Below are 20686 nucleotides of genomic sequence, written 5' to 3'. Positions count from 1 at the left end.
AAGAGGACTTCACTACCATTTGCCTATTCTTTCCGATGGTATTTTTCCCCTCTTTCCTTTATAATGGGTGTATGGACAAGAAAAAATTATTATTAATTGATGGATCTTCTGTTGCTTTTCGAGCTTTTTTTGCGCTCTATCAGCAGTTGGATCGTTTTAAAAATGCTAATGGCCTTCATACCAATGCAATCTACGGCTTTCAACTCATGTTGAATCACGTCTTGGAGCGTGTTGAGCCCAGTCATGTTTTGGTAGCTTTTGATGCAGGTAAGACGACTTTTCGAACAGAGATGTATGCAGACTACAAGGGTGGTCGTGCTAAAACTCCAGATGAGTTTCGTGAGCAATTTCCCTTCATTCGTGAGTTGCTAGATCATCTTGGGATTCGCCACTATGAGCTACCCCAGTATGAAGCCGATGATATCATCGGGACCCTAGGTCGCTTGGCTGAGAAGGATTCTTTTGAAGTGACTATCGTTAGCGGAGACAAGGACTTGATCCAGTTGACGGATGAACATACGGTGGTCGAGATTTCCAAGAAAGGTGTGGCTGAGTTTGAGGCCTTTACACCAGCTTATCTCATGGAAAAGATGGGACTCACACCAGCTCAGTTCATTGATCTTAAGGCCCTTATGGGGGATAAGTCTGATAATATCCCTGGTGTCACGAAAATCGGTGAAAAGACGGGTATCAAGCTCTTACTAGAACACGGCTCACTAGAGGGGATTTATGAAAATATTGATGGGATGAAGGCTTCTAAGATGAAGGAAAATCTCATCAATGACAAGGAACAAGCCTTCCTGTCTAAAACCTTGGCGACTATTGAGACTCAGGCACCGATTGAGATTGGCCTGGAGGATTTGGTTTATGATGGACCAGATGTGGAAAATCTCGGGAAATTCTACGATGAGATGGGCTTCAAACAGCTCAAACAAGCTTTAAATGTGTCATCAACAGATGTGCCTGAAAGTTTGGATTTCACTATCGTTGACCAAGTCAGTCAAGACATGCTGAGTGCTGACTCTATCTTCCACTTTGAGCTTTTTGGTGAGAATTACCATACAGATGACTTGGTTGGTTTTGCTTGGTCTTGTGGGGATAAACTTTACGCTACAGATAAACTTGAGCTCTTGCAGGAGCCTATTCTCAAGGAATTTCTAGAAAAAACACCTCTGAAAGTGTATGACTTTAAAAAAGCTAAGGTTCTTTTAAATCGCTTGGGCTTGAACCTGCAGACTCCTGCTTTTGACAGTCGCTTGGCCAAATACCTTCTCTCTACTGTCGAGAATAATGAAATTTCAACCATCGCGAGTCTCTATGGTCAGACTTATTTGGCTGATGATGAGATTTTCTACGGCAAGGGTGTCAAGAAAGCTATCCCTGAGAGAGAGAAATTCTTGGAACACTTAGCTCGCAAGGTTGCTGTATTGATTGAGACTGAGCCGGTTTTACTTGAAAAACTCAGTGAACATGGACAGTTAGACCTTCTTTATGACATGGAGCAACCTCTGGCTTTTGTCCTTGCCAAGATGGAAATTGCTGGGATCAAGGTCAAAAAAGAAACCCTGCTTGAGATGCAGGCTGAAAATGAGGTCGTCATTGAAAAACTGACTCAAGAGATTTATGAGCTAGCTGGTGAGGAGTTTAATATTAACTCGCCTAAGCAGTTGGGCGTGCTGCTCTTTGAAAAGCTCGGTCTTCCTCTAGAATACACGAAGAAAACCAAGACAGGTTACTCGACAGCCGTGGATGTGCTAGAGCGTCTGGCTCCTATTGCGCCAATTGTTAAGAAAATTCTCGATTACCGTCAGATTGCGAAGATTCAATCTACCTATGTGATTGGTTTGCAGGACTGGATTTTGGCTGATGGCAAGATTCACACGCGCTATGTGCAGGATTTGACTCAGACAGGGCGTCTGTCTAGTGTGGATCCAAACTTGCAAAATATTCCTGTTCGTTTGGAACAAGGCCGCCTCATTCGTAAGGCTTTTGTGCCAGAGTGGGAGGATAGTGTACTACTCAGCTCGGACTATTCACAGATTGAATTGCGCGTTTTGGCGCATATCTCTAAAGATGAGCACTTGATTAAGGCTTTCCAAGAGGGAGCAGATATCCATACCTCGACAGCCATGCGTGTCTTTGGAATTGAACGCCCTGAGGATGTCACTCCAAATGACCGTCGCAATGCCAAGGCTGTCAACTTTGGAGTGGTTTACGGGATTTCAGACTTTGGTTTGGCAAACAATCTTGGTATCAGCCGTAAGGAGGCTAAAGCCTACATTGACACTTATTTTGAACGCTTCCCAGGTATTAAAAACTACATGGATGAGGTGGTGCGTGAAGCGCGTGATAAGGGCTATGTAGAGACCCTCTTCAAGCGTCGTCGTGAGTTGCCAGATATTAATTCGCGCAACTTCAACATTCGTGGTTTTGCAGAGCGTACAGCCATCAACTCTCCTATCCAGGGCTCAGCTGCAGATATTCTCAAGATTGCTATGATCCAGCTAGACAAAGCTCTAGTTGAAGGTGGCTATCAGACCAAGATGCTCTTGCAAGTGCATGATGAAATCGTCCTTGAGGTTCCGAAATCAGAACTAGCAGCCGTTAAAGCTCTAGTGAAACAAACCATGGAAGAAGCCATCCAGCTTAGTGTCCCCCTCATTGCTGATGAGAATGAAGGAGCAACCTGGTACGAGGCTAAATAATAGAGTTATGATAGAGTTTGAAGCACTTGCCTTCAAACTCTTTTTCATGATTTTCTGTAAGCAGTTTCCTTGACTTATCCTTTTTTTTACGTTATCATATGTCCATATAATATACGGGAGTCTGTGTACAGTCTGAGAGGAAGTGTTAAACTTCGACCGCACCTGATCTGGGTAATGCCAGCGTAGGGAAGGATACTTAGTCGAATTCTGCACCTTTTCCGTATATATGGTAAAGGTTTTTCTTTTTGTCAAAAGGAAGCCTGAGAAGAGGAGGTTTTTATGAAAGCAAGCATTGCCTTGCAAGTCTTGCCCCTATCACAGGGGATTGATCGAATTGCTATTATCGATCAAGTGATTGCTTATCTGCAAGCTCAATCCGTGACCATGGTGGTGACACCATTTGAAACGGTCTTGGAAGGGGAGTTGGATGAGCTTATGCGCATTCTCAAAGAAGCGCTTGAAGTGGCCAGGCAGGAGGCAGATAATGTCTTTGCCAATGTCAAAATAAATATAGGAGAGATTTTAAGCATCGATGAGAAACTTGAAAAGTATGATGAGACGACAGATTAGTCTTTTGGGATTTCTCGGAGTCTTGTCGGTCTGGCAGTTAGCAGGAATATTTAAACTTTTACCCAAGTTTATCCTGCCGACCCCTCTTGAAATTCTCCAGGCCTTTGCTCGTGACAGAGAATTTCTCTGGTACCATAGCTGGGCGACCTTGAGAGTGGCTTTACTAGGTCTAGTCTTAGGAGTCTTGATTGCCTGTCTCATGGCGGTGCTCATGGATAGTCTCTCTTGGCTTAATGACCTCATCTACCCTATGATGGTGGTTGTCCAGACCATTCCGACCATTGCCATAGCGCCTATCTTGGTCTTGTGGTTAGGCTATGGGATATTGCCCAAGATTGTCTTGATTATTCTGACGACAACCTTCCCTATCATTGTTAGTATCTTGGACGGTTTTAGACATTGTGACAAGGATATGCTGACCTTGTTTAGTCTGATGCGAGCGAATCCTTGGCAAATCCTGTGGCATTTTAAAATCCCGGATAGCCTGCCTTACTTTTATGCAGGTCTGAGGGTCAGTGTCTCCTACGCCTTTATCACAACCGTGGTATCTGAGTGGTTGGGAGGTTTTGAAGGTCTTGGTGTTTATATGATTCAGTCTAAAAAACTGTTTCAGTATGATACCATGTTTGCGATTATTATTTTGGTGTCGATTATCAGTCTTTTGGGTATGAAGCTGGTCGATATCAGTGAAAAATATGTGATTAAATGGAAACGTACTTAAAATAGAGCGTTTTTGAAAAAGAAAAGAGGAAATGAAAATGAAGAAAACATGGAAAGTGTTTTTAACGCTTGTAACAGCTCTTGTAGCTGTCGTGCTTGTGGCTTGTGGCCAAGTAACTGCTTCTAAGGACAATAAAGAAGCAGAAGTCAAGAAGATTGACTTTATCCTAGACTGGACGCCAAATACCAACCACACAGGACTTTATGTGGCTAAGGAGAAAGGCTATTTCAAAGAAGCTGGAGTGGATGTTGATTTGAAATTGCCACCTGAAGAAAGCTCATCTGACTTGGTGATTAATGGCAAAGCGCCATTTGCTATCTATTTCCAAGACTACATGGCTAAGAAATTGGAAAAAGGAGCAGGCATTACTGCCGTTGCCGCTATCGTTGAGCACAATACATCAGGAATCATTTCTCGTAAATCTGACAATGTCACCAGTCCAAAGGACTTGGTTGGCAAGAAATACGGTACTTGGAATGACCCAACTGAACTTGCTATGTTGAAAACCTTGGTAGAATCACAAGGCGGAGACTTTGAGAAGGTCGAAAAAGTACCAAACAACGACTCAAACTCCATCACACCGATTGCCAATGGCGTCTTTGATACTGCTTGGATTTACTACGGTTGGGATGGTATCCTTGCTAAATCTCAAGGCGTAGACGCTAACTTCATGTACTTGAAAGACTATGTCAAGGAGTTTGACTACTACTCACCCGTTATCATCGCTAACAACGACTATCTAAAAGACAACAAAGAAGAAGCTCGCAAAGTCATCCAAGCTATTAAAAAAGGCTACCAATACGCTATGGAACACCCAGAAGAAGCTGCAGATATTCTCATCAAGAATGCACCTGAACTCAAGGAAAAACGTGACTTTGTCATCGAATCTCAAAAATACTTGTCGAAAGAATACGCAAGCGACAAGGAAAAATGGGGACAATTTGACGCAGACCGTTGGAATGCTTTCTACAAATGGGATAAAGAAAATGGTATCCTCAAAGAAGACTTGACAGACAAGGGCTTCACCAACGAATTTGTAAAATAATGACAGAAATTAGACTAGAACACGTAAGCTATGCCTATGGCGAGGAAAGGATTTTAGAGGACATCAACCTGCAGGTGACGTCAGGTGAAGTGGTTTCTATCCTAGGTCCCAGTGGTGTTGGAAAAACTACCCTCTTTAATCTAATCGCAGGGATTTTAGAGGTCCAGTCTGGACGAATTATCCTTGATGGCGAGGAAAATCCCAAGGGGCGCGTGAGTTATATGTTACAAAAGGATTTACTCTTGGAGCACAAGACGGTGCTTGGCAATATCATCCTGCCCCTCTTGATCCAAAAGGTTAATAAGGCTGAAGCTATTGCCCGAGCGGATGAAATTCTTGCGACCTTCCAGTTGACAGCTGTACGGGATAAGTATCCTCATGAACTCAGTGGTGGGATGCGGCAACGTGTGGCCTTGCTCCGTACCTACCTTTTCGGACACAAGCTCTTTCTCTTGGATGAGGCTTTCAGCGCCTTGGATGAAATGACCAAGATGGAGCTCCATGCTTGGTATCGGGAAATTCACAAACAGTTGCAACTGACAACCTTGATTATTACCCACAGTATCGAGGAGGCCCTCAATCTCAGCGACCGCATCTATATCTTGAACAATCGCCCTGGGCAGATTGTTTCAGAAATTAAACTAGATTGGTCTGAAGACGAGGACAAGGACGTCCAAAAAATTGCCTACAAACGACAAATATTAGCAGAATTGGGATTAGATAAGTAGAAAAATAGGGAGTTGGTGAAGATTATCCTTTATCAGCGTCCTTTTTGTAAAGCAATAGAAAGAGTGTACGACATGTTAAGCAGACTGAAGAAATTACGGAGAGAAAATGGAACATCAGTTGTCTCCTTTGCATTTATTGCAATTGCTATAGTATCAGGATTTATAATTTACTTTAGTCCTGATATTGCAAAGTCATTAGGATTAGATGAAAAAAGATTTGAAAACGTAGTGGGAACAGTTTTAACTCCGACATTATTATTTATAGGTTATTTAATTTTTGAAAAATCTGTAGATAAATATCGAGAAGAAATTAAAGAGGAACAGAAAATACTAAAAGAAAAACAGAATGAGTTGGGAGACAATTTTAAAAGTTAAGAGAAAATTAGAGTTGTTGGTGGAATAGGTTTCCTTTACTAAGGAAAATGGAGACATAGTAAAAAGCACGTTTGATCATGCTAGTTTCTTGCCTGCTGAACTCATCAATATTACGCCCTTTTTAGGGCTCTTTTTTGTGAACTTTTTTAGGAACTTTCAAGAAAAACTAAGGCGATTTAATGCCTAAATGTTTTTAAAGAAAGTCAGTATTTTCAAGGGCTTAGCCCTAAAAATTTGACTTATTTCTTGTGAAATGATAGTATAGTCAAAGATAGTCAAGGTTCAAAGAAGGAGTTTGATTTACTATGAGATTTAAAAATACATCAGATCATATCGAAGCCTATATTAAGGCGATTTTAGACCAGTCTGGTATCGTGGAATTGCAGCGGAGCCAGTTGGCAGATACCTTTCAGGTTGTACCGAGTCAGATCAACTATGTCATCAAGACACGTTTTACTGCAAGCAGAGGTTACTTGGTTGAGAGCAAGCGTGGTGGCGGAGGCTACATTCGCATAGGGCGGATTGAGTTTTCCAGTCATCATGAGATGCTCCGCGATTTGCTTTACTCAATTGGTGAGCGAGTTAGTCAGGAGATTTACGAGGATGTTCTCCAACTTTTGGTGGAGCAGGACTTGATGACCAAGCAAGAGATGACCTTGCTGACTTCAGTAGCAACAGATCGTGTCCTAGGGGAAGAATCCTCAGCTGTCCGTGCCAATATGCTCCGACAGCTATTACAAGAGGTAGATAGAAAAGAGAAGTAAGATGAACTATTCAAAAGCATTGAATGAATGTATCGAAAGTGCCTACATGGTTGCGAGCCATTTTGGAGCTCGTTATCTAGAGTCTTGGCATTTATTGATTGCCATGTCCAATCACAGTTATAGTGTGGCAGGTGCAACTCTAAATGATTATCCATACGAGATGGACCGTTTAGAAGAGGTTGCGTTGGAACTGACTGAAACGGACTATAGCCAAGACGAAACCTTTACAGAATTACCCTTTTCCCATCGTTTGGAAGTTCTCTTTGCAGAAGCAGAGTATGTGGCCTCAGTGGTCCACGCAAAGGTGCTAGGGACAGAGCATGTCCTCTATGCGATTTTGCATGACGGCAATGCCTTGGCGACTCGTATCTTGGAGAGGGCTGGTTTTTCTTATGAAGACAAGAAAGATCAGGTCAGAATTGCTGTTCTTCGTCGCAATTTAGAGGAACGTGCTGGTTGGACAAGAGAAGACCTTAAGGCTTTGCGTCAGCGCCATCGCACGGTAGCAGACAAGCAAAATTCCATGGCTAATATGATGGGCATGCCTCAGAATCCAAGTGGTGGTCTAGAGGATTATACGCATGACCTGACAGATCAAGCGCGCTCTGGCAAGTTAGAGCCAGTTATCGGTCGTGACAAAGAAATCTCACGTATGATTCAGATTTTGAGTCGGAAGACCAAGAACAATCCTGTCTTGGTTGGAGATGCTGGTGTCGGGAAAACAGCTCTGGCCCTTGGCCTTGCCCAGCGTATTGCTAGTGGGGATGTACCTGCGGAAATGGCTAAAATGCGCGTTTTGGAGCTTGATTTGATGAATGTTGTTGCGGGGACACGTTTCCGTGGAGATTTTGAAGAGCGCATGAACAATATCATCAAGGATATCGAGGAAGATGGCAAAGTAATCCTCTTTATCGATGAACTTCACACCATCATGGGTTCTGGTAGCGGTATTGACTCTACTCTAGATGCGGCCAATATCTTGAAGCCTGCCTTGGCACGTGGAACTTTGAGAACGGTTGGTGCGACCACTCAGGAAGAATACCAAAAACACATCGAAAAAGATGCTGCCCTTTCTCGTCGTTTTGCCAAAGTGACCATTGAAGAGCCAAGTTTAGCTGACAGCATGACCATTTTGCAAGGTTTGAAGGCTACCTATGAGAAACACCACCGTGTGCAAATCACAGATGAAGCTGTCGAAACAGCTGTTAAGATGGCGCATCGTTACTTGACTAGTCGTCACTTGCCAGACTCTGCTATCGACCTCTTGGATGAGGCGGCAGCAACAGTGCAAAATAAATCCAAGCATGTGAGAATGGACGAATCCGACTTGAGCCCAGCTGACAAGGCCTTGATGGATGGCAAGTGGAAACAAGCAGGCCAGCTAATCGCAAAAGAACAAGAATTGCCTGTCTATAAAGACTTGGTGACAGAATCTGATATTTTGACCACCTTGAGTCGTTTGTCAGGTATCCCAGTCCAAAAGCTGACGCAAACGGATGCTAAGAAATACCTGAACTTGGAAGCAGAGTTGCATAAACGGGTCATCGGACAAGATCAAGCTGTTTCAAGTATTAGTCGTGCCATTCGTCGTAACCAGTCAGGTATTCGCAGTCACAAACGTCCAATTGGTTCCTTTATGTTTCTAGGACCAACGGGTGTCGGTAAGACTGAATTGGCAAAAGCTCTGGCAGAAGTCCTCTTTGATGACGAATCAGCCCTTATCCGCTTTGATATGAGTGAATATATGGAGAAATTTGCGGCTAGCCGTCTCAATGGAGCTCCTCCGGGCTATGTGGGCTACGAAGAAGGTGGGGAGTTGACCGAGAAGGTTCGCAACAAACCATACTCAGTGCTCCTCTTTGACGAGGTAGAGAAGGCCCATCCAGATATCTTCAATGTCCTCTTGCAAGTCTTGGACGACGGTGTCTTGACAGATAGCAAGGGTCGTAAGGTTGACTTTTCAAATACCATTATTATCATGACGTCAAACCTTGGCGCGACGGCTCTTCGTGATGACAAGACTGTTGGCTTTGGCGCGAAAGACATTCGTTTCGACCAGGAAAATATGGAAAAACGAATCTTTGAAGAGTTGAAAAAAACTTATCGACCAGAGTTTATCAACCGTATTGATGAAAAGGTGGTCTTCCACAGCTTGGATAGCGAACACATGCAGGAAATTGTCAAGATCATGGTTAAACCATTGATTGCTAGCCTCGCAGAGAAGGGCATCGACTTGAAACTACAAGCTTCGGCACTGAAGTTGCTAGCTAGTCACGGTTACAATCCAGAAATGGGAGCTCGCCCACTTCGCAGAACACTGCAAACAGAGGTGGAAGACAAGTTGGCAGAACTCCTCCTCAAGGGAGAACTGGTAGCAGGCAAGACCCTCAAGATAGGTGTCAAAGCTGGACAATTGAAATTTGATATTGCTTAAAAATGGAGAATCAGGAGCAATCCTGATTCTTTTTTGCTAGTTTTTTATAAAAAATGATAAAAAACTATTGACAAAACAAAAATATAGTATATAATAAAAACATAGAAAATAAAAATATCAAAAATTATAAAAAGGTAAACACTTATGAAGAAGAAAACAGCAGTGGTATTTGGGACCTTTGCCCCTCTCCATCAAGGGCATATCGATCTGATCCAGCGAGCGAAGCGTCAGTGTGAGCAGGTCTGGGTAGTCGTTTCAGGCTACGAGGGAGACAGAGGGGAGCAGGTAGGTTTAAGTCTTCAAAAACGATTTCGCTATATCCGAGAGGCTTTTCGTGATGACGAGTTGACCTCTGTCTGCAAGCTGGATGAGACCAACCTTCCCCGTTACCCTATGGGCTGGCAGGAGTGGTTGGACCAGATGTTAGCGGAGATTTCCTATGATGAAAACCAGCAAGAACTAATCTTCTTTGTAGGAGAAGCAGGCTATCAGCAAGAATTAGCTAAACGTGGATTTGAGACCGTTTTGCAAGAAAGAAAGTTTGGTATCTCAGCGACTATGATTCGAGAAAATCCAAGCAAATATTGGAAATACATCGCTCAACCCTTCCGTCGTCAGTTTACCAAGAAAGTGTTGATTATGGGAAGTGCCAGCAATGGGAAGACCACTCTAGCCAAGGATTTGGCAAGGTATTACGATGCGCCCGTTAGTCTAGAATACGCGCGTGAGTACCAGATCAAAAACAATGTCCGCGACGATGAATTGACTCCAAAGGATTACTATTATCTCCTTTTGGGACAGTATGACCAGACCTCCAAGTTAATCGACAGCAATGCCAATCGAGGCCTAGTGATAGCTGACACAAACTCTTTAGTAACCAAGGGATACTATGACTATTACATGGAGACTGAGGACCAAGGAGACTTATCAGGGGAAACCTTTGACAATCTCTTTGCCTCTATCTTGGCTAAGGAAAAATGGGACTTGATTCTCTTTGTGCAACCTATCGGATCCTATGTCAATGACGGATTTAGAGATATGACCATGGCAGAAGACCACATTCGCTACAGTTTTTCCCAGCATTTGGATCAGATGAGAGAGCGATATTTAACCAATATTCCTTTAGTTTATCTAGCGGAGGATTATCTAGGCAATTATGAAGCAGCAAAAGTGGCTATCGATACCATTTACCAAGCAGATTAGGAGAAAAATATGAAAGAACTAACTGAAAAAATCACACAATTTATCGAAAACTTTAAAAATGTCCATGCCGAAGCCCGTAAGATTGGTTTTGCAGGAATCATGCGCTTGCTCTGGAAAGACCTCTTTGTCGGTCGTAGTCTTTTCCAGTGGTTGTATCTCATCGCCTTGTCGAGTGTTCCCTTGATCTTAGAGTTCACGCAAAATACAGAAAGCCATGACTGGTTGAGCTTGTTTGCATCTTGGACTGGGATTGTCTGTGTTATCTTGGTAGCAGAAGGGCGTGCAAGCAATTATCTCTTTGGGGCTATTAACTCGGCTATCTATTTGATTTTGGCCATGAATGCGACTTTTTATGGTGAAGTTTTGACGACCGTTTACTTCTTTGTCATGCAACCGATTGGTCTCTATGCTTGGTTGTCCAATCGTATCAATGACCAAGGAAAACCAGAAGAATCCCACTTTGAAGCTAAGAAATTATCTGTTCTTGACTGGCTCAAGTACTTGGCCTTGACTGCCATCATTTGGATTGGTATGGGCTTGGCTTACCAAAGTATCAATAGCGCTCGCCCTTTCCGTGATAGTGTTACCGATGCGACCAATGGTGTTGGTCAGCTCTTGATGACACGTCTCTACCGTGAGCAATGGATTTTCTGGATTGCAACCAATCTCTTTAGTATCTACCTTTGGTGGGGTGAAAATATCCATATCCAAGGGATGTACTGGGTTTACACACTGAACAGTCTAGTGGGATGGTACCAATGGACCAAGGCAGTTCGAAAGGAGGCATAAGATGGCAGACATAAAGATTCCAGAAGGAATGACGGAAAAAGAATATTATGAAATCCATGCCAGTCAGGAGGAGTTTTTAGACTGGTACTACAGGCAGGAACTCCCTCAATACGAAAAACCAAGTGTGACAGTAGATATGGTGGCTTACTGCTTTGTCGAAGGAAAGATCAAGCTCTTACTGATCCGTCGCAAGGCCCACCCTTATCAAAACTGTTTGGCTCTGGTTGGAGGCTTTATGGACAAGGGAGAAGATGCTACACATGCCTGTCAGCGCGAAGTGAGAGAAGAAGTCAATCTTGATCTACCTTTGGAGAAAATCGAGCAATTGATGACTGTATCGACCCCCGGCCGTGACCCACGGGGCTGGACAGTGACCATTGCCCACTTGGTTTATTTGCCTAGTCGTGCATTAGAACTTGTTCAAGCAGGAGACGATGCCAAGGATGTGGTTTTTGTAGATGTGGATTTTCAGACAGGCAAATGCTACATAGAGGGAGTGGAGTTGGAGGAACAAGCCTTCGCTTTTGACCATTATGCCATTATTCAAGAGTCTATCAAACGAATCCAAGGCCGTCTCGATTGGAATCCGACCTTCCTTTATCTGCTGGAGGAGGAGTTCACTGTCTACGAAGGGACTGAACTGGTCAATCTTATTAACCCCGGTCGCCCAATCGTCAGCAATAACTTTCTCGTAAAATACGGAGAATATGTAGAAGAAGCTGGACTCAAACGAGTGCCTAAAAAGAAACCAAGAAAAACCTATCGATTGAAATAAAAAGCGAGGTCGAGACAAAGTTCCCGACCTCTTTATTTGCTATTATTAGATATTTTTAACCTATTTCAATAGTACTGTAGCCCTTTATCCAAGACGATGCAAGCGATTACGCAAGGATGATGTAAAAAATAGGACTCTAATCTAAGAAATTTTCTATTTTTTCGTTTCGATTACGAATAGAAATAGTAGAGAGAACAATTTTTAAAATAGTTTCTTTAAATAGTTGACAGATTCAAGGTCTAATGTTACAATTATATTACAAAAAAATTTCTTAATATTTCAAAAATATTACAAAGGAGTAAAAAATGAAAAAGAAAACCTATATCAAATTGATGGCAGCGACTGTATTGGCTTCTACCTTGCTACTGGGAGCTTGTGGAAATAAAAACGAAACCACTCAAACTAGTAGCTCTGCAAAGACAAGCCAATCATCAAGTTCTAAAGCAGCTTCTTCTAACAAAGAAAGCAAGACTCAAAAACCTTCAAGCTCAGCTTCATCTGAAAAAGCTCAGGCATCTTCTGGTCAGTCTTCTACAACGGCAGATCAGTCACAAGCGAAACCAGCCCCTGAATCAAGACAAGAACAAGCAGCTCCTAGTCAACAAGCCCCTTCTCAGACTCCATCAACTCAGCAAGGCTCTCAAGCCCAGTCTAACCAGTCAGGCTATGATCCAACAACTGATCGCAAACTTCAAGACAAGCAAGCAGAACATAACAAACGCTACAAGGGAGTTTTAACCATGGTCGATGGTGATTTCTCAGCAGCTGCAGGAAACTGGAAGGGAGCGAATGGCGAAACTATTACGGTTTCATCAGGGGGCCAATTTACAGTAGAAACTGCAGATGGAAAGAAAGAAAACTATTCTATCAGAGGCTACTCTTACACTCTTGATGATGGCAAGTATAATGCCAAAATCGGTGGAGGAAAAATCATCCAAATTACAACAGGTGCGGATGGTAAAGTTTCAAGCGTTGCCTTGATTCAATAATAAAATTTGGTGTTTTAACTCTTACTAGAAATCGTTCTGTAAAAGAGTGAGTCAACTGTTTTTCACTTAGTTTCTCCAAGAGAAAGTGGTATAATAAAAAAACCAAAGGAAAACGAGTGATAATACATGGCGGATAAATTAATCTTACCTCAAAACACACGATTGATGGGAGTATTTCTTGGATTTGTAGGTGGTTCTTTGGATGTGTTTTGCCATATTCAATACCATAGTTTGGTAGCGACACAGACAGGGAATATTCTCCTATTGATATCTGATTGGCACGACTCAAATGTTATCAATACGATGCTACGATTCTGCTCCATTATTTTCTTTTCTCTAGGATTTCTGTTTGCATTGCACATGAAAGAATACCGCAAAACGGCCTACTGGCGGGTTAAGATGCTGCTCCCTTTATTTATTGGAACTCTTATTCTACCTTTCTTTTCACGATTTCCCCTATTAGAAGTTCCTTTCATCGCTTTTGGAACAGGAATGATGATGCTAACATTTACGGGCAGTTTGATTGAAGATCATCCCTATGTCATTTTTATGACGTCTGGAAATTACCGAAAGATGCTGACCGCTTTGTATCGCATTGCTAGAAGAGAAGGAAATATCCAAGAATACCGTCGTCAGGCCTTAAATTATGGGATTGTTGTGGGAAGTTTCGTAGTGGGCGCAATCAGCTTGGCTGTATTGATGCATTTTCTTCATGAATGGTCTATATGGATTGTCAGCCTTAATTTGTTTTTGATTATGTCCTATTATATAGCTAGAGTGAAGCAATTAGATTTACAAGATGAAAATATATAAAAACGGCAAGACTCATTTTTGAGCTTTGCCGTTTTTGTGAGTTGTAGATGTGAGACTATGCTTTGTCTAATTGCAATAGAGCTTCAATCTCTGCCAGGGTGCTAGCTTGGGAAATGGCTCCACGAAGTTTGGCTGCACCAGATGTTCCCCGAAGGTAGTGAGGAGCGAGTCCGCGGAATTCACGCACAGCAACGTTTTCTCCTTTGAGGTTAATCAAGCGTTTCAAATGTTCGTAAGCAATTTTCATCTTGTCTTCAAAAGTCAAGTCAGGGAGAATTTCTCCTGTTTCAAAATAATGATTGATTTGATTGAAGAGGTAGGGATTTCCCATAGCTGCGCGGCCAATCATAACTGCGTCAGCACCAACTTCTTCGATGCGTTGTTTAGCGTCTTGAACCGTACGGATGTCACCGTTGGCGATAAATGGAATCTTGGTCAAAGCTTGAGCGACCTTGTGAAGGGTCTCAAGGTCAGCGTGACCAGTATACATTTGCTCACGGGTACGACCGTGCATAGCAAGGGCAGAGACACCAGCAGCCTCAGCGGCGAGAGCATTTTCTACTGCTAGAGATGGGTCAGCCCAGCCGGTGCGCATTTTGACAGTTAGGGGGATATCAAGGACAGATTGGACCTTGTTGATAATAGAGTAGATTTTGTCTGGATCCTTGAGCCACATAGCGCCAGCTTCGTTTTTCACGATTTTGTTAACTGGGCAGCCCATGTTGATATCGACGATATCAGTCTTGGTATTTTCTTGGATGAATTCTGCTGCGCGTGCGAGGCTGTCTTCATCACTACCAAAGAGTTGGATAGAAACGGGATTTTCGCCTTCATCGATGTGAAGCATATGCAAGGTTTTTTCGTTGTTGTATTGGATTCCCTTGTCAGAGACCATTTCCATCACAACGAGTCCAGCTCCAAGCTCTTTTGCGATGGTACGAAAGGCTGAGTTGGTGACACCAGCCATGGGTGCTAAAACGGTACGATTGGGAATCTCAACATTGCCAATCATAAAAGGTGTATTAAGATTTGTCACGAATGAGTTCCTCCAGGTCGTTTTCATCAAAGTTATAAGTAGTTTGGCAGAATTGACAAGTAATTTCTGCCCCGTGGTCTTCCTCTTTCATTTCCTCAAGGTCTGAAGTTGGAAGGCTGGCAAGAGCGTCCAAAAAGCGATCTTTGCTGCAGTCACATTGGAAACGGATTTCTTCTTCAGATAGGCGTTTGTAGGATTCGTCACCGTAGATGGCCTTGAGGAGAGCTTCGATATGGTCTTCGCTTTCCAGAAGTGTTGAGATGGCTGGCATTTCTTGGATGCGTTTCTCAAAGCGAGCAATCTCTTCTTCCTTGGCTCCTGGCAATACTTGGAGAAGAAAACCACCGGCAACCTCGACCTTGTCGTCTTTGTCTAAAAGGACATTGAGGCCGACTGCTGAAGGAGTTTGTTGGCTTTCTGTCAGGTAATAGGCCAAGTCTTCACCGATTTCCCCAGAGATGAGAGGAGTCATGGAGTTGTAGGGATTTCCAGTACCGTAGTCTGTGATAACGAGAAATTGACCATTTCCGACAAAAGGTCCGACAAGGACTTCACCCGTTGCAGTCTTTTTGATGTCAACACCTGGATTTTGAACGTAGCCTTTAACGTTACCCTTGGTATCTGCGACCGTGATGATGGCACCGAGAGAGCTTGTTCCAAGAACTTTAACCGTTAGCTTGGTATTTCCTTTTTCATTGGCTGCGAGAATTTGGCTAGCGATAAGGGTACGACCAAGTGCAACAGTTGAACTGGCTTGAGTTTGATGTTTTTCTTGAGCAGTGCGGACGGTTTCAGTGCTATCAAGGACAAAAGCACGAAAGGCTCCGCTTTCTGATATAGTTTTAATAATTTTATCCATAGCTACTATTTTAGCATAAAAATGCCCAAAGGGGGAGCCGTGTGTTTGTTGTCATTTTTTAAACTGTTTAATTTCTGATGACTGGTATAGGAGATTTATAGAAATGGAAATTTTTGTTTACGTTTACTGTTAACATTTTAATTTATCTTAAAATAAGCTAAAACAAACTTTTAAGTTATGGTAAACAGTTGAAAAAAAGGTTGATAAAATGGTAAAATGTTAGGAAGATAAGATAGTAAATGCATAGTTGCATAGCTTTTTTGAAAAATCATAGAAAATTGAACACACTAACTATGGGAAAACACAGAAAATTGTATATGTTTTTGGGACAGACCGTCCTATATTTTGTAATCTTACTTGGTTTGCTTTATTTTTTTAGTTACCTTGGTCAGAGTCAAGGAACCTTTATTTATAATGAGTTCTAGTTTAAAGGAGAAGAAGAACTGTGTCTAATAAACCGATAAAAGATATGATTGAAACGATTGAGCACTTTGCTCAAACACAACCAACATATCCTGTCTACAATGTTTTAGGTCAGGAGCATACTTATGGTGATCTGAAGGCTGATTCAGATAGTTTAGCTGCAGCTATCGATCGACTTGACTTGCCTGAGAAATCTCCAGTCGTCGTTTTTGGTGGTCAGGAATATGAGATGTTGGCTACCTTTGTAGCGCTGACCAAATCGGGGCATGCCTATATTCCCATTGACAGCCATTCGGCCTTGGAACGAGTTTCTGCTATCGTAGAAGTTGCAGAGCCAAGCTTGATTATTGCCATCTCGGATTTTCCATTAGAGCAAACTAGCACACCGATGCTGAATTTAGAGCAAGTTCAAGAAGCATTTGCTCAAGCTTCTAGCTATGAGATCACGCATCCAGTCAAGGGAGATGATAACTACTACATCATCTATACTTCTGGTACGACTGGTAAGCCAAAGGGAGTGCAGATTTCCCACGACAATCTCCTCAGTTTTACCAACTGGATGATTACAGACAAAGAATTTGCGACGCCAAGTCGTCCACAAATGCTGGCCCAGCCCCCTTATTCTTTTGACCTATCTGTCATGTATTGGGCGCCAACCTTGGCATTGGGTGGTACGCTTTTCGCTCTTCCTTCAGCTATTACTCAGGATTTCAAAAAACTCTTTGCGACCATCTTTTCATTGCCAATCGCTATCTGGACATCAACGCCTTCCTTTGCAGATATGGCCATGTTGTCAGAAGACTTTAATAGTGAGAAAATGCCTGGAATCACGCATTTCTACTTTGATGGTGAAGAATTGACTGTCAAAACAGCCCAAAAACTGCGTGAGCGATTTCCAAATGCCCGCATTATCAATGCCTACGGTCCAACAGAAGCAACAGTAGCCCTATCAGCTGTTGCCGTAACAGACGAGATGTTGACGACTCTCAAACGTCTACCAATCGGCTATACCAAGGCCGATTCTCCGACCTTTATCATTGACGAGGAAGGCAAAAAACTGCCAAATGGTGAACAGGGAGAAATCATTGTTTCTGGGCCAGCTGTTTCAAAAGGCTATATGAATAACCCTGAAAAAACGGCAGAAGCTTTCTTTGAGTTCGAAGGTCTTCCGGCCTACCACACAGGGGATGTAGGAACTATGACAGATGAGGGCTTGCTTCTCTATGGTGGACGCATGGATTTCCAGATTAAGTTTAACGGTTATCGTATTGAGCTTGAAGATGTCTCTCAAAACCTCAACAAATCTCGCTATATCGAGTCGGCTGTTGCTGTTCCACGTTATAACAAGGACCACAAGGTGCAAAATCTACTGGCCTATGTTATCCTAAAGGACGGTGTCCGCGAGCAGTTTGAACGTGATATCGATATTACCAAGGCTATTAAGGAAGACCTAGCAGATATCATGATGTCTTATATGATGCCATCGAAATTCCTCTATCGAGATAGTTTACCACTAACGCCTAATGGTAAAATTGATATTAAGGGCTTGATTAATGAGGTAAACAATAGATGATGGAGCTTTACAAACAGCTGCCTCATTTGGAACCTTATGGCAATCTTTATTATTTTTTGTATGTGATTGTTGCGACTTTACCTATCTTCATCGGTCTTTTTTTCAAGAAACGTTTTGCCTTGTACGAGGTGCTTGTTAGTCTCTTCTTTATCGTCACCATGTTGGTCGGTGGAAAGACGAATCAAATAAGCGCTCTTATCCTTTATGTTATCTGGCAAGTACTGCTTGTATTTTTCTACAAAAGGTACAGGAAACAACGGGATAGTAAATGGATATTTTACCTGGTTAGTTTTCTATCCTTATTGCCAATCGTCTTTGTGAAAGTATCTCCTGCTATTCACGGCCCTCAATCTTTGTTTGGCTTTTTAGGGATTTCTTACTTAACCTTTCGTGCAGTTGGGGTTATCGTTGAGTTGAGAGATGGTGTCATCAAGGATTTAACGATCTGGCAATTCTTACGTTTTCTTCTCTTTATGCCGACTTTCTCAAGTGGTCCCATTGATCGTTTTAAACGCTTCAATGAAAATTATGAGACCATTCCTGAGCGGGATGAACTGATGGATATGCTAGAAGAGGCTGTCAAGTATATCATGCTTGGCTTTCTCTACAAGTTTATCTTGGCCCATATTCTGGGAGAGATTTTGTTGCCTCCTTTAAAGAACTTAGCCTTGCAGTCAGGTGGTTTCTTTAACCTCTATGCTTTAGCGGTCATGTACACCTTTGGTCTGGAGCTCTTCTTTGACTTTGCGGGCTACTCTATGTTTGCCTTATCCATTTCAAACTTGATGGGTATTCATAGTCCTATCAACTTTAACAAGCCCTTTTTGTCAAGGGATTTAAAAGAGTTTTGGAATCGCTGGCACATGAGTCTGTCTTTCTGGTTTCGTGACTTTGTCTTTATGCGGATGGTTATGGTCATGACCAGAAAGAAGATCTTTAAAAATCGCAATGTGACCTCAAGTGTAGCCTATATCCTCAATATGCTGATTATGGGGTTTTGGCATGGTGTGACCTGGTACTACATCGCCTATGGACTTTTTCATGGGATTGGACTGGTTATCAATGATGCTTGGGTTCGTAAGAAAAAGGCGCTCAATAAAGAACGGAAAAAAGCTGGGAAGGGTTCCTTACCTGAGAATCGCTGGATTCAGTTGCTTGGCATGGTTGTCACCTTCCATGTCGTGATGGTTTCATTCTTAATCTTTTCTGGATTTTTGAATGATTTATGGTTTAAAAAATAAAAGGATATAAAAAATGGATATCAAATCAGAAGTTATTGAAATTATTGATGAGTTGTTTATGGAAGATGTTTCTGACATGATGGATGAAGATCTTTTTGATGCCGGTGTCTTGGATAGCATGGGAACGGTTGAATTGATTGTTGAGATTGAAAACCGTTTTGACATTCGTGTTCCAGTGACGGAGTTCGGTCGTGATGACTGGAATACGGCTAATAAAATCGTAGCAGGTATCACGGAGTTAAAGAATGCTTAAACGCTTGTGGCTGATCTTCGGTCCTATCTTCATTGCTGGATTTTTGGTTCTTCTACTCATCTTTTTTTATCCAAGTACAACAAGCCATAATCTGACGGAGGAGAAGTACTCGGCGGCTTCTGTTAGTACAGAGAGCTTTAAAGAGAGAAGCCAAAAAGTGAGGGCCCTTACGGATCCAAATATGCGTTTTATTCCTTTTCTAGGGTCAAGTGAATGGGTTCGGTTTGATAGTATGCATCCTGCTGTTTTAGCAGAAAAATACAATCGTCCCTATCGTCCTTATTTTCTAGGTCAGGCAGGAGCAACCTCTCTCATCCAATATTTTGGATTACAACAAATCTTGCCGGAAATAGAGAACAATCAGGCGGTATTCGTTATTTCACCTCAGTGGTTTACGCAATCAGACGTTGATTCTTCAGCTTTTCAGAGTTATTTTAATAGTGACCAGTTGACAGCTTTTTTGGAAAATCAATCTGGTGACACTGCGACTCAGCATGCAGCTATTCGTTTGTTAAAACAGAATCCGGGTGTGGCATTGAGAGGAATTGTTCAAAAGCTATCGAAAGGCGAGGAATTGTCAGAGATTGATCGAGCTACTATTGATATCTTTGCACGATTCAACGAAAAACAATCCTCTCTCTTTGGACAATTTTCTATTCGAGGAAAACTCAAATACAAGGAACATGTGGAAAATTATTTAAAAGATCTTCCGGATCAGTTTTCGTATGATGAGTTAGAGAAAATCGCTCGTAAGGACGCAGAGGCAAATACGACCAATAATGATATGAGGATGGAAAATCAGTTTTATAATACTCGGGTGAAAAAAGATCTAAAAAAATGGGAGGGGTCTCAAAAAAATTACAGCTTCCTCAAGTCAACGGAGTACAATGATCTACAGCTGGTACTCAATCAATTTGCAAAATCGAAGGTCAATGTGCTCTTTGTCATTCAACCGGTCAATAAGAAATGGATGGAATACACAGGCCTTAGCGAAGAGATGTACCAGCATGCTGTGGAGAAAATTCGTTACCAACTAGAAAGTCAGGGGTTTACTAATATTGCTGACTTTTCAAAAAATGGAGGGGACCCTTATTTTGTTAAGGATACCATTCATATAGGTTGGTTGGGTTGGTTGGCTTTTGATAAGGTTGCCAATCCCTTCTTGACGGATCCAAAACCAGCTCCAGACTACAAGATGAATGACCGCTTCTTTAGTGAGGACTGGGCGACCTATGATGGAAATATCAAAGATTTTCAATAAATTGATAAAAAAACTTGAACTTTTTGGTTCAGGTTTTTTGGTTAAATGGCGAATATTTTAGATAAAAACAAGTCAAAAGTTTCATTTTTTTCAGAAATATCGTATAATATGAAGGAAAAAAGAAAAGAA

General features: G+C 42.2%; 20 protein-coding genes and 1 riboswitch. Of the genes, 18 read left to right on the top strand and 2 right to left on the bottom strand.

What is annotated here, in order from left to right:
- Positions 1-71 precede the first annotated feature (71 nt).
- The 13 genes from polA (at position 72) to D8804_RS06370 (ending at position 13911) form a co-directional block, all read left to right on the top strand.
- Positions 72-2705 (top strand): DNA polymerase I, encoded by a 2634-nt coding sequence (gene polA / locus D8804_RS06430; RefSeq protein ID WP_125399205.1) that lies wholly within the window; start codon positions 72-74, stop codon positions 2703-2705.
- A gap of 103 nt (positions 2706-2808) precedes the next feature.
- A riboswitch (TPP riboswitch) is annotated at positions 2809-2911 on the top strand.
- A 73-nt stretch (positions 2912-2984) separates the two neighbouring features.
- Entirely contained in the window at positions 2985-3275 is a 291-nt protein-coding gene (locus D8804_RS06425; RefSeq protein ID WP_125399204.1) for a thiamine-binding protein, read from the top strand.
- On the top strand, positions 3238-3996 hold the full coding sequence (locus D8804_RS06420; protein ID WP_125399203.1) for an ABC transporter permease: 759 nt from the start codon (positions 3238-3240) through the stop codon (positions 3994-3996). Before D8804_RS06425 ends, D8804_RS06420 begins: the two co-directional genes overlap by 38 nt.
- 37 nt (positions 3997-4033) lie before the next feature.
- Positions 4034-5041, top strand: a complete 1008-nt coding sequence (locus tag D8804_RS06415; RefSeq protein ID WP_125399202.1) for an ABC transporter substrate-binding protein — start codon at positions 4034-4036, stop codon at positions 5039-5041.
- Complete coding sequence (locus D8804_RS06410; protein WP_084971972.1) at positions 5041-5769, top strand: ABC transporter ATP-binding protein; 729 nt, start codon at positions 5041-5043, stop codon at positions 5767-5769. Before D8804_RS06415 ends, D8804_RS06410 begins: the two co-directional genes overlap by 1 nt.
- A 72-nt stretch (positions 5770-5841) precedes the next feature.
- The gene (locus D8804_RS06405) at positions 5842-6144 is read left to right on the top strand and encodes a hypothetical protein (protein WP_061418687.1); all 303 of its coding nucleotides are present in this window, start codon (positions 5842-5844) and stop codon (positions 6142-6144) included.
- Positions 6145-6449: 305 nt separating this feature from the next.
- Positions 6450-6908, top strand: a complete 459-nt coding sequence (locus D8804_RS06400) for a CtsR family transcriptional regulator (protein WP_125399201.1) — start codon at positions 6450-6452, stop codon at positions 6906-6908.
- A 1-nt stretch (position 6909) separates the two neighbouring features.
- Positions 6910-9342: an ATP-dependent Clp protease ATP-binding subunit gene (locus D8804_RS06395; RefSeq protein WP_125399200.1), complete on the top strand. Its 2433-nt coding sequence runs from the start codon at positions 6910-6912 to the stop codon at positions 9340-9342.
- Positions 9343-9486: 144 nt separating this feature from the next.
- Entirely contained in the window at positions 9487-10545 is a 1059-nt protein-coding gene (locus tag D8804_RS06390) for an AAA family ATPase (RefSeq protein WP_125399199.1), read from the top strand.
- Positions 10546-10554: 9 nt separating this feature from the next.
- Entirely contained in the window at positions 10555-11334 is a 780-nt protein-coding gene (pnuC, locus tag D8804_RS06385) for a nicotinamide riboside transporter PnuC (protein ID WP_125399198.1), read from the top strand.
- 1 nt (position 11335) lies between these two features.
- Positions 11336-12109, top strand: a complete 774-nt coding sequence (locus tag D8804_RS06380) for an NUDIX domain-containing protein (RefSeq protein ID WP_125399197.1) — start codon at positions 11336-11338, stop codon at positions 12107-12109.
- A gap of 305 nt (positions 12110-12414) precedes the next feature.
- On the top strand, positions 12415-13098 hold the full coding sequence (locus tag D8804_RS06375; RefSeq protein WP_125399196.1) for a hypothetical protein: 684 nt from the start codon (positions 12415-12417) through the stop codon (positions 13096-13098).
- A gap of 126 nt (positions 13099-13224) precedes the next feature.
- Positions 13225-13911, top strand: a complete 687-nt coding sequence (locus D8804_RS06370) for a YoaK family protein (RefSeq protein ID WP_000764009.1) — start codon at positions 13225-13227, stop codon at positions 13909-13911.
- Positions 13912-13966: 55 nt separating this feature from the next.
- Here D8804_RS06370 and dusB read toward each other — a convergent pair whose 3' ends face one another.
- Both dusB and hslO read right to left on the bottom strand, forming a co-directional pair.
- Positions 13967-14947 (bottom strand): tRNA dihydrouridine synthase DusB, encoded by a 981-nt coding sequence (dusB, locus tag D8804_RS06365; RefSeq protein WP_185774042.1) that lies wholly within the window; start codon positions 14945-14947, stop codon positions 13967-13969.
- A complete protein-coding gene (gene hslO, locus D8804_RS06360) occupies positions 14934-15806 on the bottom strand; it encodes an Hsp33 family molecular chaperone HslO (protein WP_125399194.1) in 873 nt (290 codons plus the stop codon). Before hslO ends, dusB begins: the two co-directional genes overlap by 14 nt.
- Positions 15807-16099: 293 nt before the next feature.
- Between hslO and D8804_RS06355 the strand changes: the two genes are divergently transcribed.
- The 5 genes from D8804_RS06355 to dltD are packed head-to-tail and all read left to right on the top strand — an operon-like array spanning position 16100 to position 20557.
- A complete protein-coding gene (locus tag D8804_RS06355; protein ID WP_025168981.1) occupies positions 16100-16231 on the top strand; it encodes a teichoic acid D-Ala incorporation-associated protein DltX in 132 nt (43 codons plus the stop codon).
- 20 nt (positions 16232-16251) lie between these two features.
- A complete protein-coding gene (gene dltA, locus D8804_RS06350) occupies positions 16252-17802 on the top strand; it encodes a D-alanine--poly(phosphoribitol) ligase subunit DltA (protein WP_125399193.1) in 1551 nt (516 codons plus the stop codon).
- Entirely contained in the window at positions 17799-19043 is a 1245-nt protein-coding gene (gene dltB / locus D8804_RS06345; RefSeq protein WP_125399192.1) for a D-alanyl-lipoteichoic acid biosynthesis protein DltB, read from the top strand. Before dltA ends, dltB begins: the two co-directional genes overlap by 4 nt.
- Positions 19044-19056: 13 nt before the next feature.
- Positions 19057-19296 (top strand): D-alanine--poly(phosphoribitol) ligase subunit DltC, encoded by a 240-nt coding sequence (gene dltC, locus D8804_RS06340; RefSeq protein ID WP_000351968.1) that lies wholly within the window; start codon positions 19057-19059, stop codon positions 19294-19296.
- Entirely contained in the window at positions 19289-20557 is a 1269-nt protein-coding gene (gene dltD / locus D8804_RS06335; protein WP_125399191.1) for a D-alanyl-lipoteichoic acid biosynthesis protein DltD, read from the top strand. Before dltC ends, dltD begins: the two co-directional genes overlap by 8 nt.
- Positions 20558-20686 lie beyond the last annotated feature (129 nt).

Source organism: Streptococcus oralis, assembly GCF_003944215.1.
Taxonomy (GTDB): Bacteria; Bacillota; Bacilli; order Lactobacillales; family Streptococcaceae; genus Streptococcus; species Streptococcus oralis_BI.
The sequence above is the reverse complement of the archived record's forward strand: the minus strand, read 5'-3'. Positions and strand labels throughout refer to the sequence as shown.

Excerpts from the sequence above, each read along its gene's own strand:
- polA (WP_125399205.1), top strand. The coding sequence starts at position 72 with ATGGACAAGAAAAAATTATTATTAATTGATGGATCTTCTGTTGCTTTT.
- D8804_RS06425 (WP_125399204.1), top strand. The coding sequence starts at position 2,985 with ATGAAAGCAAGCATTGCCTTGCAAGTCTTGCCCCTATCACAGGGGATT.
- D8804_RS06420 (WP_125399203.1), top strand. The coding sequence starts at position 3,238 with ATGAGAAACTTGAAAAGTATGATGAGACGACAGATTAGTCTTTTGGGA.
- D8804_RS06415 (WP_125399202.1), top strand. The coding sequence starts at position 4,034 with ATGAAGAAAACATGGAAAGTGTTTTTAACGCTTGTAACAGCTCTTGTA.
- D8804_RS06410 (WP_084971972.1), top strand. The coding sequence starts at position 5,041 with ATGACAGAAATTAGACTAGAACACGTAAGCTATGCCTATGGCGAGGAA.
- D8804_RS06405 (WP_061418687.1), top strand. The coding sequence starts at position 5,842 with ATGTTAAGCAGACTGAAGAAATTACGGAGAGAAAATGGAACATCAGTT.
- D8804_RS06400 (WP_125399201.1), top strand. The coding sequence starts at position 6,450 with ATGAGATTTAAAAATACATCAGATCATATCGAAGCCTATATTAAGGCG.
- D8804_RS06395 (WP_125399200.1), top strand. The coding sequence starts at position 6,910 with ATGAACTATTCAAAAGCATTGAATGAATGTATCGAAAGTGCCTACATG.
- D8804_RS06390 (WP_125399199.1), top strand. The coding sequence starts at position 9,487 with ATGAAGAAGAAAACAGCAGTGGTATTTGGGACCTTTGCCCCTCTCCAT.
- pnuC (WP_125399198.1), top strand. The coding sequence starts at position 10,555 with ATGAAAGAACTAACTGAAAAAATCACACAATTTATCGAAAACTTTAAA.
- D8804_RS06380 (WP_125399197.1), top strand. The coding sequence starts at position 11,336 with ATGGCAGACATAAAGATTCCAGAAGGAATGACGGAAAAAGAATATTAT.
- D8804_RS06375 (WP_125399196.1), top strand. The coding sequence starts at position 12,415 with ATGAAAAAGAAAACCTATATCAAATTGATGGCAGCGACTGTATTGGCT.
- D8804_RS06370 (WP_000764009.1), top strand. The coding sequence starts at position 13,225 with ATGGCGGATAAATTAATCTTACCTCAAAACACACGATTGATGGGAGTA.
- hslO (WP_125399194.1), bottom strand. The coding sequence starts at position 15,806 with ATGGATAAAATTATTAAAACTATATCAGAAAGCGGAGCCTTTCGTGCT.
- D8804_RS06355 (WP_025168981.1), top strand. The coding sequence starts at position 16,100 with ATGGGAAAACACAGAAAATTGTATATGTTTTTGGGACAGACCGTCCTA.
- dltB (WP_125399192.1), top strand. The coding sequence starts at position 17,799 with ATGATGGAGCTTTACAAACAGCTGCCTCATTTGGAACCTTATGGCAAT.
- dltC (WP_000351968.1), top strand. The coding sequence starts at position 19,057 with ATGGATATCAAATCAGAAGTTATTGAAATTATTGATGAGTTGTTTATG.
- dltD (WP_125399191.1), top strand. The coding sequence starts at position 19,289 with ATGCTTAAACGCTTGTGGCTGATCTTCGGTCCTATCTTCATTGCTGGA.